13 protein-coding genes are annotated in these 15,278 nt (G+C 48.1%); 6 read left to right on the top strand and 7 right to left on the bottom strand.

Annotated features, from left to right (window positions below):
• Positions 1-196 precede the first annotated feature (196 nt).
• From BLU99_RS04090 to BLU99_RS04070, 5 genes are all read left to right on the top strand, one after another.
• Positions 197-946 carry an exodeoxyribonuclease III gene (locus tag BLU99_RS04090; RefSeq protein WP_091899869.1) on the top strand — a complete coding sequence of 250 codons (750 nt, stop codon included), beginning with the start codon at positions 197-199 and terminating at the stop codon, positions 944-946.
• Position 947: 1 nt separating this feature from the next.
• Entirely contained in the window at positions 948-1,745 is a 798-nt protein-coding gene (locus BLU99_RS04085; RefSeq protein WP_091899868.1) for a polyphosphate polymerase domain-containing protein, read from the top strand.
• Between the two features lie 33 nt (positions 1,746-1,778).
• Positions 1,779-2,432 (top strand): DUF4956 domain-containing protein, encoded by a 654-nt coding sequence (locus BLU99_RS04080; RefSeq protein WP_091899867.1) that lies wholly within the window; start codon positions 1,779-1,781, stop codon positions 2,430-2,432.
• 21 nt (positions 2,433-2,453) lie between these two features.
• The gene (locus tag BLU99_RS04075; RefSeq protein WP_091899866.1) at positions 2,454-3,233 is read left to right on the top strand and encodes a DUF2490 domain-containing protein; all 780 of its coding nucleotides are present in this window, start codon (positions 2,454-2,456) and stop codon (positions 3,231-3,233) included.
• Positions 3,234-3,382: 149 nt separating this feature from the next.
• Entirely contained in the window at positions 3,383-5,407 is a 2,025-nt protein-coding gene (locus BLU99_RS04070) for a M13 family metallopeptidase (RefSeq protein WP_091899865.1), read from the top strand.
• A 55-nt stretch (positions 5,408-5,462) separates the two neighbouring features.
• Here the strand turns inward: BLU99_RS04070 and BLU99_RS04065 are convergent, their stop codons facing one another.
• The 3 genes from BLU99_RS04065 to BLU99_RS04055 all read right to left on the bottom strand — a co-directional run bounded on the left by BLU99_RS04065 (position 5,463) and on the right by BLU99_RS04055 (position 9,198).
• Entirely contained in the window at positions 5,463-7,487 is a 2,025-nt protein-coding gene (locus BLU99_RS04065) for a protein-disulfide reductase DsbD family protein (protein WP_091899864.1), read from the bottom strand.
• A gap of 3 nt (positions 7,488-7,490) precedes the next feature.
• A complete protein-coding gene (locus BLU99_RS04060; RefSeq protein WP_091899863.1) occupies positions 7,491-8,486 on the bottom strand; it encodes a carbohydrate-binding domain-containing protein in 996 nt (331 codons plus the stop codon).
• Between the two features lie 163 nt (positions 8,487-8,649).
• The gene (locus tag BLU99_RS04055; protein WP_091899862.1) at positions 8,650-9,198 is read right to left on the bottom strand and encodes a hypothetical protein; all 549 of its coding nucleotides are present in this window, start codon (positions 9,196-9,198) and stop codon (positions 8,650-8,652) included.
• A gap of 152 nt (positions 9,199-9,350) precedes the next feature.
• On the opposite strand from BLU99_RS04055, the gene BLU99_RS04050 reads away from it, so the two are divergent.
• Positions 9,351-11,045 (top strand): SulP family inorganic anion transporter, encoded by a 1,695-nt coding sequence (locus BLU99_RS04050; RefSeq protein ID WP_091899861.1) that lies wholly within the window; start codon positions 9,351-9,353, stop codon positions 11,043-11,045.
• Positions 11,046-11,105: 60 nt separating this feature from the next.
• On the opposite strand, the gene glmM is transcribed toward BLU99_RS04050, so the two are convergent.
• The 4 genes from glmM to BLU99_RS04030 form a co-directional block, all read right to left on the bottom strand.
• Entirely contained in the window at positions 11,106-12,491 is a 1,386-nt protein-coding gene (glmM, locus tag BLU99_RS04045; RefSeq protein WP_091899860.1) for a phosphoglucosamine mutase, read from the bottom strand.
• Between the two features lie 17 nt (positions 12,492-12,508).
• Complete coding sequence (locus BLU99_RS04040) at positions 12,509-13,144, bottom strand: DUF4827 domain-containing protein (RefSeq protein ID WP_091899859.1); 636 nt, start codon at positions 13,142-13,144, stop codon at positions 12,509-12,511.
• Positions 13,145-13,260: 116 nt separating this feature from the next.
• Complete coding sequence (locus BLU99_RS04035) at positions 13,261-14,301, bottom strand: DHH family phosphoesterase (RefSeq protein ID WP_091899858.1); 1,041 nt, start codon at positions 14,299-14,301, stop codon at positions 13,261-13,263.
• Complete coding sequence (locus BLU99_RS04030; protein WP_091899857.1) at positions 14,302-15,243, bottom strand: glycosyltransferase family protein; 942 nt, start codon at positions 15,241-15,243, stop codon at positions 14,302-14,304.
• Positions 15,244-15,278: the final 35 nt, after the last annotated feature.

The following is a 15,278-nucleotide window of genomic DNA, read 5'->3' as shown; positions in this document are numbered from 1 at the left end:
TTTATAGTCTAACGATAGTGAAGTTGCGATATCATGACATAAAAAAGAAAGAATTCCTTTGTTCTGCGCTCGACTTTTCGTAACTCTGCGTCCTTCGACCGCGAAGTTACTACGTCTCGGCAAAAAAAGAAACAAGTTTCTTTGTTTTGCGCTCGACTTTTCGTAACTTTGCAAAATAAATAAAACAATCCGTTATATGAAACTGATCTCTTGGAATGTGAACGGTCTCCGTGCCTGTGAGGGTAAGGGCTTTCGTGATGTGTTTAAGACTCTTGATGCCGATTTCTTCTGTCTACAGGAGACGAAAATGCAAGCGGGACAACTCGACATGCAGTTTGATGGCTATCGGTCGTTCTGGAACTATGCCGACAAGAAAGGTTATTCGGGTACAGCTGTCTTCACACGTCATCAGCCACTGAATGTGTCTTATGGTATTGGTATTGACGAGCATGATCACGAAGGACGTGTCATCACTCTGGAGATGGAAGATTTCTTCCTCGTCACTTGTTATACGCCGAATTCGCAGGACGGTTTGAAACGATTGGATTATCGTATGGTGTGGGAGCATGATTTCCGCGAATACCTGAAAGGACTTGATGCAAAGAAACCTGTAATCCTCTGCGGTGATCTAAATGTGGCGCATGAGGAGATAGATATCAAAAACCCCAAGACTAACCGACATAATGCCGGCTTTACCGACGAAGAACGTGAACAGTTTTCAATCTTGTTGGATAATGGGTTTACTGACTCGTTTCGTTTTAAGTATCCTGATGAGGTGAAATACTCCTGGTGGTCGTACCGTTTCCAAGCACGTCAGAAGAATGCAGGATGGCGTATCGACTATTTTGTAATCTCTGATCGTCTGCGCGATTGTTTAGCGGATGCCGCTATACATACAGAGATCTATGGTAGTGACCACTGTCCTGTGGAATTGGTTCTTCAATGATATGACAGACATACTGAGCCGATATGAGAGCATCACTCTGGATGAGATGAAAAGCATCCGTCTGATGAACCGCATCGACACCAAGTTCGTAACGACGGTGCCGACACTCTGTCGGTTGCTGGAGATTGCACGTGATGACTATTTTGTGCAAGAGACTGGTGGACTACGTATCTCTCCATATTATACACTCTATTTTGATACAGACGACTATGTGATGTATAACCGTCATGAGGCTGGTCATTTAGAACGACAGAAGATCCGTATCAGATCGTATGTCGATGCAGGTCTGAGTTTTCTGGAGGTAAAGACAAAGAACAATCATAGGCGGACAAAGAAGAAACGCATGGCGATAGATGGTTTCGATGCCTTGCATCCGGATCATAATCTTCGTTTTGAGCGGCAAGATAAAAAGTTTGAGGCCTATGATGATTTCATCCGCTCTTATCTCAGATATGATCCAACGACGCTCAGTGGGAAGATGGAGAATCGTTTTGACCGTATCACGCTGGTGAATAAGGCGAAGACGGAACGTCTCACGATCGACACCAATCTGCGCTTCCATCATATCATAACTGATAAATATCGCTATATGGATGACATCGTTGTCATCGAGTTGAAACGTGACGGGCTGCAGCCGTCACCAATCCTCGGTATGCTCTGTCAGCTCCGTATCCATCCGCATGGGTTCTCGAAATACTGTATTGGCTCGGCCTTCACCAATGATAATTTACGTCGTAATCGAATCAAACCTCGTTTGAGGAGCGTCGAGAAGATTATGGGAATAGAACATACGTGGTAATAGTATAAGGAATAATCAATAAACTCAATAACAATGGAACATTTTATGCTATCTCATGATTTCATGATGATGTTTGTACGTCTGCTGATCAATGTGGTTGTTACATGGCTTCTCATTGATCGCTTGTACTATAAGAAGAGTCGCCGTCGTGATTTTTACTTCACGTTCATGCTGATTTCCGTCGCGATTTTCTTTATCGTCTTTTTCATGATTTTCGTGTTGGAGGATATGAAGGGCAAGACCTCCATGGGTGTGGGTATCGGACTCTTCGGTATCTTCTCGATTATGCGCTATCGTACGGATGCCATGCCTGTGCGCGAGATGACTTATCTCTTCGTTACAATCGCCCTTGCTTTGGTCAATGCTGTTTCTGTGGCAGTTCCGCTCTTTGAGGTAATTCTTACCAATCTTGTCATCGTACTTGCCGTATGGCTGTGTGAGTTCCACCTGAAGACCTGTCCTACAAAACTTGTACAGTATGACCGTATTGAGTTGATTACGCCAGACCGCCGTGAAGAACTGAAGGCCGACTTGGAGAAACGTCTGGGACTGAAGATAGTGAAAGTAGATGTTGGATCTGTAGATTTCCTTCGTGATATGGCCATGCTCCGTATCAGTTATGAAGGAGAAGCTTCGGCAGTGAGTCAGGAGCTGAAACTGTCGAAGGATCAACTCAAAGAGTTTTAGAGGAATAGAAGGATTGAAGAAATGAAACGATGTGTCTTATTCCTGATGATTTTGTTGCCGATGATGGCAGCAGCTCAGAGAGATGATTTTGGTCTTGACTTCTCTGTGGAGGTAGAAAAGAAGATTAACAAACAGTGGTCTTTGGAACTCGAGGGAGAATTACGGACACGAAACGATGCAAAGACGAATGATCGATGGAGTGCTGGTGTTGGCCTCGATTATAAGATATCGAAATGGCTGAAAGCTTCCGCTGGCTATACTTTTCTCTACGATAACAATGAACGTATCTCCTATTTCCAAGCAAACGATGATGAGGTAATCGACGGTGATGTAGAGATTGGTGATCCAAAGAAATGCGCCCGTTATTGGGCTCCGCGTCATCGTTTTGATATTTCACTGATTGCCGCAAAGAAGCTCATCGGCGATTTCAAGTTCTCTTTACGAGAACGATGGCAGTACACTTGGCGTCCGGAATATTGTGTTAGTGAACGTTGGAGTTATTACACCAACGCATATGACGGGAAACCGAAAACCTATCACGAGAAAGGGAAAAACGTGCTTCGTAGTCGACTGCAGGTGGAATATGATAGGAAAGGACTAGTACTCACGCCTTTTGCCAACATAGATTTTTTTAACGCGTGGAGTCTGCAGAAGGTGCGTTATCATGTGGGAGTTGACTGGAAACTGTCGAAACAGCATACGCTTAGTGCTTTCTACCGTTATCAGACTGTACGGAGTGATGATGACGACAATGAACCTAACCGTCATATGATAGGAGTTGGATATCAACTTAAGTTCTAATAGAACACACCTATTCTTTATGAGTGTTTTTCTTTTTTTTTGATTGCAAAAAAAAGTTAAAAGCGTAAATCTCTGTAGCTTTTATCTACTCTTTGGTCGTCTAATAGATAATCAGAATATAATCAATATATAAACGAAAAAATTAACGTATGAAACAGAACTTGTTTTTTGCAGCTTGTCTGTTGGTGGCGACATCAGCAACGGCTCAGACTGTATCGTCGGGTATCGACCCTGCGAATCTTGATACCTCGGTCAAACCGGGTGATGATTTCTACCAATATGCTGCTGGCGGGTGGCTGAAGGCTCACCCTCTCGATGGTGAGCATACGGATAATGGTGCATTTACCGATCTATATGAGGAGAATCAGATACGTATTCAGGAGTTGATCCTGCAGTATGCGGATAGTCCACAGGAAAAAGGTTCATTGGGACAGAAGATCGGCTCGCTCTACAAACTCAGAATGGATAGTGTGCGTCTGAACCGTGAGGGCTGGGCTCCGTTGAAGCCTGTGCTTGATCGTATTGCCGCCATCAAAGACCGTCGTGAATATCAGCTCGTCACAGCCCAGATTGACCGTCGTGGTGAGGCGACGATGATGTATGGCATTGGAATAGATGCTGATATTCGTAATGCCGGCATGAACCTCGTGTCTGTTGGACAGGGCGGTCTGGGCCTGCCAACTCGTGACTATTATCTGAACGATGATCCGCAGAGCACCCAGATTCTTGAGGCATATAAGGAATGTATGAAGACTCTTTTTATGATGGTAGGCAACGACTCCGTGACTGCTCAGAAGAAGATGCAGGCTGTGCTCGAAATCGAGACGCGTATTGCCAAGGCCAGCTATAGTAGGGTGGAACTCCGTGATATCGACAAGAACTATCATAAGATGTCCTACAACCAGTTGGTTGTTGACTTCCCTGGCATTGACTGGGGGAATGTGTTTTTCGCTTCTGGCTTCCCTACTTTCGAATGGATTGATGTGTCGCAGCCAGAGCCTATCCATGAGGTGGAGAAAATCTTGGCTGAGGCTTCGCTCGATGACCTGAAGGCATATGCTGAGATTAAGATCATCTCTGGAGCTGCTAGTCAGTTGAGCGATGATTTCCGTGCCGTGGCTTTCAAAATGAGCAGTGTGATGAGTGGTGTTCAGCAGGATCGTCCTCGTTGGAAGCGTGCCGTATCTACCGTCAGCAGTGTCTTGGGTGAGGCCATCGGTCGACTGTATGTGGAGAAGTATTTCCCAGAGTCGAGTAAGCTGCGTATGCTCGATTTGGTTCATAACCTCCAGAAGGCTTTGGCGCAGCGTATTGATGAGGCCACATGGATGAGTAATGAGACGAAGGCGCTGGCGAAGGATAAGCTTGAAAATTTCATCATCAAAATTGGTTATCCCGACAAATGGAGAGACTATAGTGGCTTGCAGGTGAATGACAGTCTTTCGCTCTATGAGAATATGGGTAACATCGCCGAATTCTTCCATAACGATGCTGTGAATCGAAAGGTGAACAAACCTGTTGATAAGACAGAGTGGGGAATGACACCGCAGACCGTCAATGCATATTATAACCCGACAACTAATGAGATATGCTTCCCAGCCGCCATCTTGCAGCCGCCGTTCTTTGATCCGCAGGCTGATGATGCAGTAAACTATGGTGCCATTGGTGGTGTGATTGGTCATGAGATGAGTCATGGCTTCGACGATCAGGGCTCTCAGTTTGATAAGACGGGTAACCAGCGTAACTGGTGGACAGATGCCGATAAGGCAAACTATGAGGCTCGTACAAAGGTGTTGGTCGATGCTTTTGGTAAGTATGAGACTGCCCCTGGCCAGTTTGTCAATGGTCAGCAGACATTGGGCGAGAACATCGGTGATAATGGAGGCCTGAACATCGCATATCGTGCACTTCAGAACGTAATGAAAGAGAAATCTTTGGGTACCATCGACGGCTTTACCCCTGAACAGCGCTTCTTCCTTGCGTGGGGCCGTGTGTGGGCAAGTAACATGCGTCCGGAATATGTGGAACTTCTGTTGAAGGTCGACGTACACTCACCAAATATGGCACGTGTAAATGGTGCTCTACCGCATATCAATGCCTGGTATGATGCATTCGGAGTAAAGAAGGGAGACAAACTCTTCATCCCGAAGAAGCAACGAGCACAGATCTGGTAAAAAGTGTGATATGAGATAAAATATAGAATGGGCTGCGATTAGCAACCCATTCTTTTTATTTCCGATAATTCGTCAGTCCTTGGTTAAGAAAGGTAAGATAGGCCTGAATATCTTCGTCATAGGAGCGGCTGCCATTGAGAGGACGCCCTTCGTTATCAAGCAGCACATAGAATGGTTGGGCGTTAGCACCGAACTTTACTCGTTGGAGATAAGACCATTTATCGCCGACAGTGCGTAGGGTGCGAGCCTGGCCGTTTTCCGTTACCTCGATTGGTTCAGGAAGTGTGGTCTTGTCATCAACATAGAGGGATATCAGCACATAATCCTGGTTCAGAATGTCGGCAACCTGTGTGTCTGTCCATACGGCTGCCTCCATCTTACGACAGTTCACGCATCCGAAGCCTGTAAAGTCGATGATGACGGGCTTATGTTCGGCCTTAGCTGCAGCCATACCTGACTCGTAATCGGTGAAACGTGCCTCGGTGACAGATTTCTGCAGATTAAAGTCCTGCGTGTTCATCGGTGGTGTGAAGGCACTGATGCCTTTTAGTGGTGCTCCCCAGAGCCCAGGGATCATGTAGACGGTGAAAGCTAGTGATGCCATCGCAAGGAAGAAACGAGGCACGTTCGTACGGCGACTCTCGTTGTCGTGTGAGAACTTCAACCACCCCAGTAGATAGGCGCCCAACAATCCGAAGATGACAATCCAGATGGAGAGGAAAATCTCTCGGTCGAGGATATGCCAACCATAGGCGAGGTCAGCTACGGATAGGAACTTCAAAGCAAAGGCCAGTTCGATGAAGCCAAGGGTCACTTTGATGACATTCATCCAGTCGCCTGATTTCGGAGCCGCCTTCAACAGTGATGGGAACATCGCAAAGAGTGTGAAGGGTATGGCCAAGGCGATGGCGAAGCCCAGCATACCGATGGTAGGTGCCACGATGCTACCCTGTGTGGATACGGCCACAAGAAGAAATCCGATGATTGGGCCTGTGCAGGAGAATGATACCAAGGCCAGTGTGAACGCCATCAGGAAGATAGAAAGCATGCCTGTGGTTTTCTCCGATTTTGCGTCAATCTTATTTGACCATGAAGAGGGGAGGGTTAACTCAAACGCACCAAAGAAAGACGCCGCAAAGAGTACCAGCAGCAGACAAAAGAAAATGTTGACGATGGCGTTGGTGGCCAGTGCGTTCAAAGCGCTGGCACCGAATAACATGGTCACGGCCAATCCCAGTAATACATAGATAACGACAATCGAGAGACCATAGCTGGCAGCCTCGCGAATCGCTTTCGTCTGTTCCTTGTTCCGCTTGAGGAAGAACGAAACGGTCATTGGAATGATCGGCCATACACAGGGGGTAAACAGGGCTATAAAACCGCCCAGTAGTCCTTCCAGAAAAATCATCCACCAAGAGAGAGCTTTATCAGAATCTGTCTCACCATTATATGCTTGTAACTCTTTGATGACGGGTTCCCATAGAAGGCTCTGGTTGTTGGCTGATAACGGCTGGTCAATGACCAGGGTGTCTGTTGTGGCAATCTGAGTTGGTTGACTGTCGTCATTCTGTGGAAGGAGACTTTTCTGTTGCTCCTTGTCGGAAGGTGAGGACTGACCAATAGGCTCTGTAGTCTTTCCCTTCTGTTTCAGGGCTACCTCTGACGGAGGTAGACAGACTTCATCATTACAGGCGCCATATTCTACATAACAGTTAATATCATATTCGGACTTCGTGAAACGGATCCGTTGAACGAAGGTGACCGCCTTCTCAAAATAACGGAGATCCATATCAAAAAGTTTGTCGTACTGCTTAATCTCGTGACCACGTGCCTGGAGTTTTCCAATAGTCTGAGCTCCATCCATCTTTACGATATGGAAGGCTGCAGAGACAGGACCTCCGTCGCCGAGATCGGTGGAATACACATGCCATCCCTGGTCGATAGTGGCAGAAAAAATCAGTTCTGCTTCACCACCTTTTAATTCCTTTAGCTGTGTAGTGAAGTGTATGGGGGTGAGCATCTGTGCTTGCATCGCAAGCACCATGAGCATCATGAATAGGGTAGATAGTAGTTTCCTCATGTGTTATTTCCCAAGAAATTGGATTTTTTTTGCTTGCTTTCCTTTCCTGAGAATATAGACTCCTTTCTGGGGCTGACTGCCAGCGGGGAGCTGACGGCCGTTGAGGTCATAGATGCTGTCAGCATGATCGAAGTCCGGTTCCTCTCTGTCCGTGCCGACAACTCTGATGCCTGTGGCATTCTCCATCACATCGATGAGTGGGAAATTCTGTATGCCACCTGTAAAGGTAACACTTCCTGCGGCTTTGATGGCAGATGCACCATAATCGCTGATGGCCAGCGTCCCTTCTGTCATGTAGAAGTTGCCTGTATCCTCATCTTCGGTTTCTGATCCTGCAAAAGGTTCCTCTCCTTTGAGCTCTACCTGTATACCGTCATCCTCTACACCACTGATGTTCACTGTGCCACTAGTCATCTTGAAGTATTGCTGACAGTGTATGCCGTCTTTTTTGGCACCAGTGATGTTGATGGTACAGTTCTTTATCTCCACGTACTCCTTGCTGAAGATTGCGTGACGAATGTTACTCACAATATTCAGTGTGCCTCTTCCAACAAACTCTGTATGTCCCTTGCTATGAAAACACCCTTTCGATTCTGTATCGGTAACTCCATCGGCGAGCGTACTAGTCGTACCACTCATCATACTGACTTTGATACGTTTACCGTCCTTGATGTGGATGGCCGTACTGTCGGGATTGGTCAACGTCAGACCGTTGAGTTGAAGGGTGGCCTTGTACTCACCTGTCATATAAAACTCACCGTCGGCACTGGAGCCACTGAGTTGGTAGATAATCTCACCAGGGTTATCGTCATTGGTGGATGTCTGTACCAGTTTGACGTGTGAAGAACTGCCACTGGTAACTGATACGTAACCAGCCACCTCTTCTGGTATGGTGATAGTGGCCTTATTGTCCTTGTAGACAACAGTTACTGTATAGTTATCCGCCCAGAGCGAGATGGAGGTCATGATGGCCGTGATGGCCACGAAGAGTCTTTTCATGTTTTATGTTTGTTTAAATCAATTCTTTGTCAGTAGTGCTGCAAAGATAGATATTTATTATAAACGGGGCAGATCCGTTCTACGAATGCCCCGTTTGTTTAACGAATCAGTGCTTTCAGAGTCTGACGTCTCTTCATCAGCACTATATAGCATTATTCCTGTCTTAGAGGCCCAGTGCCTTCTTGGTCTTGTCGGCGGCAGCGTCAACAGCCTCCCCGGCTTTTTCCTTGGCAGCATCCTTCACCTCTTCGGCCTTGTCGGCAGCAGCGTCAACGGCGTCGGCAGCAGCGTCCTTAACAGCATCACCTGCATTACCGATACCTTCCACGGCAGAACTCAGACCACTGACGATGGCATCAGCTGGAGCGGCGGTCAGTGCACTGATGGCAGTGTTCACAGCCTCGTTCTCACCAGCGAAAGCCTTGATCTTATCGGCATTCTCCTTCAGGAAATCCTGAACCTTGGCTACATACTCCTTAGCCATCTCAGGATTGGTGGTGATAAACTCCTTCACTTTTTCCTGCACGGTAGCGAGTACCTCCTGCAGCTTTCCTGCATCCTGAGCGTTGATTTGCTCCTGAAGGGCAGCAGTGATTTCACTGACAGCAGCCTCTACGTCCTGTGCTCCGTTGGCAGGAGCCTGAGCCTTGTTTCCGCACGATGCGAAACCGATGGCGATCATAGCGATCACAGCGAACAATACTTTCTTCATAATGCTTCTTTTTAATAGATTAATAAAAAAGTGAATTGATATTTGGCAACAAAAGTAGTTTTTTTTTCAATAACATATCACTTTCTTTTGTGCTTTTTAACTTTTTTCATACTTTTGCATCAGTTTTCCTGATAACATAAGGTTTTATAGACATGACAACTTTGGAATTTAAGCCGAAGCTTTTTTCGACATTACGACATTATGACCGTCGACAGTTCACTACCGACCTGTTGGCAGGTATTATCGTTGGTATCGTTGCGCTACCATTGGCCATCGCTTTTGGTATCGCATCAGGTGTGACGCCTGAGAAAGGTATTATCACCGCTATTGTTGCCGGACTGATTATATCATTCTTCGGGGGCTCGAAGGTACAGATTGGCGGTCCTACGGGCGCGTTCATTATTATTATATATGGTATCATCCAGCAATATGGGTTCGAGGGACTGACTATTGCCACTTTGTTGGCAGGTGTGTTCCTTATTCTTTTTGGCGTGCTTCATCTTGGTACGATTATCAAATATATCCCGTACCCTATTGTCGTTGGTTTTACCTCTGGTATAGCCCTGACAATCTTTACGACGCAGATTAAGGATCTCTTCGGCCTGACAATGGCTACTGTTCCTTCCGACTTCATTGAGAAGTGGTGGGCATATATCGGTGCCTTCCCTTCTGTCGACATATGGAGTGCTGCCGTTGGTATCGGCTCTGTCGTTATCATCGCTATCTGGCCGAAGATTGCTAAGCGTGGCGTCGTAGCTAAGCTTCCTGGCTCGCTGATTGCCATCATCGTGATGACTTTGGCAGTTGTCTTACTCAAACAATATGCAGGGGTGTCGACCGTCGAGACTATCGGCGACCGCTTCTCGATATCCAGTCAGTTGCCAGGTGCACAAGTACCTTCACTCACGTGGGATGTCATCAAGGGGCTCGTATCCCCTGCCATTACCATTGCCATCCTCGGTGCTATTGAGTCACTACTCTCGGCTACCGTGGCCGATGGTGTCATCGGCGATCGTCACAACTCCAATACAGAGTTGATTGCCCAGGGACTGGCAAATCTTGCCTCTCCAATCTTTGGCGGTATCCCAGCTACTGGAGCTATCGCCCGTACGATGACTAACATCAATAATGGTGGTCGTACCCCTGTGGCAGGCATTGTTCATGCAGCTGTTCTGTTGCTGATTTTCCTTTTCCTCATGCCATTGGCGCAATATATCCCCATGGCCTGCCTGGCTGGTGTACTTGTCATCGTGAGCTATAACATGAGTGGTTGGCGCTCGTTCCTTTCCATCATGAAGAATCCTAAGAGCGATGTTATCGTGCTCTGGGTCACCTTCCTGCTCACCGTCGTCTTCGACCTGACAATTGCTATCGAAGTGGGCCTTATCTGTGCATGTCTGCTGTTCATGAGACGTATGGCAGAGACGACAGACGTCAAGGTCATCAGTGACGAGATCAATCCCGAGGAGGAAGACAGTGACTTCCAGCTTGGAAATCTTGAGCATCTGACCATACCTGAGGGTGTGGAGGTCTATGAGATCAATGGTCCCTATTTCTTTGGGGCAGGAAATAAGTTTGAAGAGATTATGGGAGCATTGGGACGTCAGCGCCCGAAGGTGCGTATCATCCGTATGCGTAAGGTGCCCTTTGTTGATTCTACAGGTATCCATAACCTGACGAACCTCTGTCTGATGTCTCAGCAGGAGGGAATACAAGTGGTACTCTCAGGTGTGAGTCCATCGGTGCAGACGGTGCTTCACAAGGCAGGCTTCGATGCAATGCTTGGTGAAGAGAATATCTGTTCGCATATCAATCTGGCTCTTGAACGCGCCAAACAACTGATATAATAGAAAAAGCCCACCAATCGGTGGGCTTTTCTATTGTGCTCTTTTCTTTTCTTTTTATTTTTATTGCATGTCGTAGACAACCTGCATGAGCTGTTTGCCGAGGTCATCGGCCTGCTCCATAGTCTGGGCCTCACTATATACACGGATGATAGGCTCAGTGTTTGATTTGCGCAGGTGTACCCATCGATCAGGGAAGTCTATCTTCACACCATCTACATCGTTCACCTGGGCAGAGTTGTCCTTGGCGAACATCTCTTTAACCTTCACGAGGATGGCATCGACGTCAGTCTCAGGTGTGAGGTCTATGCGGTTCTTGGCTATCTGATACTCTGGGAAGGTGGCACGAAGCTCACTGACTGTGCAGCCTTTCTGTGCCAAAGATGAGAGGAACAGGGCGATACCCACAAGGGCATCACGACCATAGTGACTCTCGGGATAGATGACACCGCCATTACCCTCACCGCCAATCACGGCACCAACTTCCTTCATCTTAGTAGTCACATTCACCTCACCAACGGCAGCAGCGGTGTATTTGCCACCATGCTTTTCTGTCACATCGCGCAGGGCACGAGTCGAGGAAAGGTTGGATACGGTATTACCCTGCGTATGAGAGAGCACGTAATCAGCCACGCTGACGAGTGTGTACTCCTCGCCAAACATCTTGCCATCCTCACAGATAAAGGCCAGACGGTCGACATCGGGATCAACCACGATACCCAGGTCGAATCCGCCTTTCTTCATCTTATCCATAATGCCCTGAAGGTTTTTCTCCAGTGGCTCGGGATTATGAGCGAAATCGCCTGTGCACTCGCCATTCAGAATCTCGTAATCTACGCCAAGTGCTTTGAACAGGTCAGGCAGAATGATGCCGCCCACGGAGTTGATGGCATCCACACAAACGCGGAATTGACGTTTCTTGATGGCCTCTAGGTCGACCAACTTCAACTGAAGCACAGAGTCGATGTGGCGCTGGTTATAAGTATCATCGATGGTGCAGGTACCTAATTGGTCGACCTCAGCATAATTGAAGTCCTCCTCTTCAGCTATGCGGAGCACCTCAGCGCCGTCGGCAGCTGTCAGGAACTCACCCTCGCGATTGAGCAGTTTCAGAGCATTCCATTGGCGGGGATTATGTGAGGCGGTGATGATGATACCACCGTCAGCGCCTGCCATACGGACTGCCAGTTCTGTAGTGGGAGTCGTGGCGAGGCCGATGTCAATGACATCGTAGCCCATGCCCATGAGCGTTCCGACTACAACGTTGCGGACCATGGGTCCGGAAATGCGGCCGTCACGGCCCACAACCACCTTCTTGCCCTTGGCCTCACGGCCGATGAATGTAGCATAAGCGGTGGTGAATTTTACGATATCCAGTGGATTAAGGGTGTCGCCAGTTGCTCCACCGATTGTTCCGCGGATACCAGAAATAGATTTGATAAGTGTCATATTACTAAAAATGTGCTTTATGATTCTCGCTGGAATGTGATCTCATAGAAGTACGGTATCACATTGCCGGAGGCATTGGCATGCCCCTGAGAGTGAGGTACAATCAGACGTACCATGCTGTACTCTTCGTCGGCCGACTGTGGGCGCCCTACGTTGACGTATGAAAGGGGCACGAGCCAACCAGAGGGCACCGCGGCACTTTCGTATACAGAGTACATGATACCACTCAAAAAAGAGGCTGTGAAGGAACTGCCAGTACGTGATATCTGCATAATGTCCGGCATCGCCACCACATAATACAACTCATTGTTGTTGTTGCAGAGGGTGATGGTGTCCTCAAGCAGATTGTATTCTGAGAAACGGCATATAAGTCTCGTCTTTTCGCCATCCTGTAACTTCGTCCCGCACCCCTGACGCACGATCTGCATGTAAACACCGTTCTTGTCGAACTTTACATATTCGTTGCGTGCCAGATCCGTGGTCTGCCCCTGCCGATTAAACTGGTCTTCGGAGATGACTACGATAGAAGAGTCGGAAATGAATTTTGCAATAGCATTACGCTCTTTCTCTTTCTTATCACCGTAGGTCTCATAGTCGTTACAACTTGCAAACACTGCGGCAGCGGCAATCAGTATGAACAGGATTCTTTTCATTTTTTTATTTTAACGATGCAAAAATAGTTATTTTATTTAAGAATGTGGCATGAAGGCGGAAGAAATTGCACAGACAGAGGCAATTTTCTTAACTCTTAACGCTTTATTCCAGACTCTTAACTCTTTTTCAACAGGTCTTCGTAGGCTAGGAAGGCTTTCTTGACGATGGCCTCGGCTTCAGCCATCGAACAGTATAGACGGCCACCAGAGGCATTGAGGTGCCCGCCGCCATTGAAGAACTCTGCCGCCATCTTGTTGCAGGGGAAGTCATCGACGGAGCGCAGGCTCACCCAGATGACGTTCTCCTTCTCCGTGTCTTCGCGCAAGGAGACGCTGAGCTTCTGTCCTTTGATCTGCAGGGGCAGGTTGACTATGCCTTCGGCATCGCCCTTGATGAAGTGGAAGTCGCGCATGTCTTTCTTTGTCAGAGTGAAGTAGGAGGCATGACGCGCGGGGTCTGTGACGAGTTTCTGGTACATCACGTAGCCCATCAGTCGCAGACGATCCTCGCTGTAGTTATTATAGACGTTACGGTAGATTTTGTCTTTGTTGATGCCTTTTGTGAGAAGTTGTGAGATGATGAAGAATATCTCTGGCCGAGTGGAATTGAACGTGAACCCTCCTGTATCGGTCATCATACCGCAGTAGACAGGGGTTGCGAAGTGCTTGTCCTGCTGTTCGAAGCCTCCTAGTTGCCAAACGATACTGAAGATCAGCTCACTGGTACTTGATGCCTCAGGGCATGAGAGGGTCAGCACGGCAGGCACGTCGGGGTTGGGATGGTGGTCGATGAGCACGCGCTGGGCTGGCGATTCCACCAGTGCCGACTGCATCTCTTCCACTCGACTGGGGGTGTTGTAGTCAAGACAGAAGATCAGGTCGGCAATCTTAAAGAGCATGTCGGCCTTCTCTGTGTGCTTGTCGTAGCGGATGATCTTTTCCGTGTTGGGAAGCCATCGGAGGAAGTCGGGATATTGGTCAGGGACGATGACCACAGGCTCCTTGCCTTGGGAGCGCAGGTATTCTGCCCAGCCAAGTGAAGAACCGATGGCATCACCGTCGGGACTGGTGTGACAGGTGATGATGATATTCTGTGCGTCGGAAATCAGCTGGCTCAACTGAGCCAGCTGATCTTCGCTCATGATATTGATGTTCATTTAAAACAGTTTATTGGGATAGACACCCTCGTCGACGAGCTGCTGGATACGGGCCACGGTCGACTCACGGTCGGCAGCATAGGTCACGCCGAACCACTTGCTGGTGGTGTCGAGCACCTCGACGGTGGCGGTGTTCTCATTGATGAGCTTGTTGACCATCAGAGGAATGAAGAACTCGGCTTTCAGGTTCGTCATGTTCTTCGGATCGCTGAGGAACTCCTTGAAATAGGCCTCGCTATACTCGAAATAGTCGGGAGTGAAGCCCCACATGTTCATGGAGACAGGCGTGTTGTCATCGACGACTACCCATTTGCCGTTCTCATCCTTATAACGGATGGGCTGATCGGCAGCACCTGCTTGTGAGCCGTCCTCGGCACAGCGTACGATCTCTGTACGCTCCACCACCGTCGTCAGGTGGTTCTTCTCGTTCTTTGAGCAGACACCACGTGCCACAGTACCGTTTTCTGACAGCGTATTTCCTACGCGGAAGCCTACCATCGCATACTGGTTTCTTGCCCCCTCAGGCAGACTGCTCAGATACTTGCCGATGACCATGAAGGCATCGCGATTGTAGAAGTCGTCGCAGTTGATGACGCAGAATGGTTCCTTGATCACATCCTTGCCCATCAGCACGGCATGGTTGGTACCCCATGGCTTCTGACGACCTTCTGGTACAGAGAATCCCTCGGGAAGTGCATCGAGTGCCTGGAAGCATAGCTCGCACTTCACTTTCCCTTCGTATTTCGAGAGGATTTGTGTACGGAACTGCTCCTCAAAGTCTTTGCGGATCACCCACACGATTTTGCCGAAGCCGGCCTGAATGGCATCGTAGATGCTGTAGTCCATGATGGTTTCGCCGTTAGGACCCAGTCCGTCGAGCTGTTTCAGTCCGCCATAGCGGCTGCCCATACCTGCTGCAAGCAGGAAAAGAGTTGGTTTCATAAGCGCTATATTACAATTAGTACAATTAGTGTTTG

This window comes from Prevotella sp. lc2012 (genome assembly GCF_900107065.1).
Taxonomy (GTDB): domain Bacteria; phylum Bacteroidota; class Bacteroidia; order Bacteroidales; family Bacteroidaceae; genus Prevotella.
The sequence above is the reverse complement of the archived record's forward strand: the minus strand, read 5'-3'. Positions and strand labels throughout refer to the sequence as shown.

What these genes read in the sequence shown, in the direction of transcription:
- BLU99_RS04030 (WP_091899857.1), bottom strand. Translation starts at nt 15,243, where the DNA reads ATGAAACCAACTCTTTTCCTGCTTGCAGCAGGTATGGGCAGCCGCTAT.
- BLU99_RS04055 (WP_091899862.1), bottom strand. Translation starts at nt 9,198, where the DNA reads ATGAAGAAAGTATTGTTCGCTGTGATCGCTATGATCGCCATCGGTTTC.
- BLU99_RS04090 (WP_091899869.1), top strand. Translation starts at nt 197, where the DNA reads ATGAAACTGATCTCTTGGAATGTGAACGGTCTCCGTGCCTGTGAGGGT.
- BLU99_RS04040 (WP_091899859.1), bottom strand. Translation starts at nt 13,144, where the DNA reads ATGAAAAGAATCCTGTTCATACTGATTGCCGCTGCCGCAGTGTTTGCA.
- BLU99_RS04035 (WP_091899858.1), bottom strand. Translation starts at nt 14,301, where the DNA reads ATGAACATCAATATCATGAGCGAAGATCAGCTGGCTCAGTTGAGCCAG.
- BLU99_RS04075 (WP_091899866.1), top strand. Translation starts at nt 2,454, where the DNA reads ATGAAACGATGTGTCTTATTCCTGATGATTTTGTTGCCGATGATGGCA.
- BLU99_RS04050 (WP_091899861.1), top strand. Translation starts at nt 9,351, where the DNA reads ATGACAACTTTGGAATTTAAGCCGAAGCTTTTTTCGACATTACGACAT.
- glmM (WP_091899860.1), bottom strand. Translation starts at nt 12,491, where the DNA reads ATGACACTTATCAAATCTATTTCTGGTATCCGCGGAACAATCGGTGGA.
- BLU99_RS04085 (WP_091899868.1), top strand. Translation starts at nt 948, where the DNA reads ATGACAGACATACTGAGCCGATATGAGAGCATCACTCTGGATGAGATG.
- BLU99_RS04070 (WP_091899865.1), top strand. Translation starts at nt 3,383, where the DNA reads ATGAAACAGAACTTGTTTTTTGCAGCTTGTCTGTTGGTGGCGACATCA.
- BLU99_RS04065 (WP_091899864.1), bottom strand. Translation starts at nt 7,487, where the DNA reads ATGAGGAAACTACTATCTACCCTATTCATGATGCTCATGGTGCTTGCG.
- BLU99_RS04060 (WP_091899863.1), bottom strand. Translation starts at nt 8,486, where the DNA reads ATGAAAAGACTCTTCGTGGCCATCACGGCCATCATGACCTCCATCTCG.
- BLU99_RS04080 (WP_091899867.1), top strand. Translation starts at nt 1,779, where the DNA reads ATGGAACATTTTATGCTATCTCATGATTTCATGATGATGTTTGTACGT.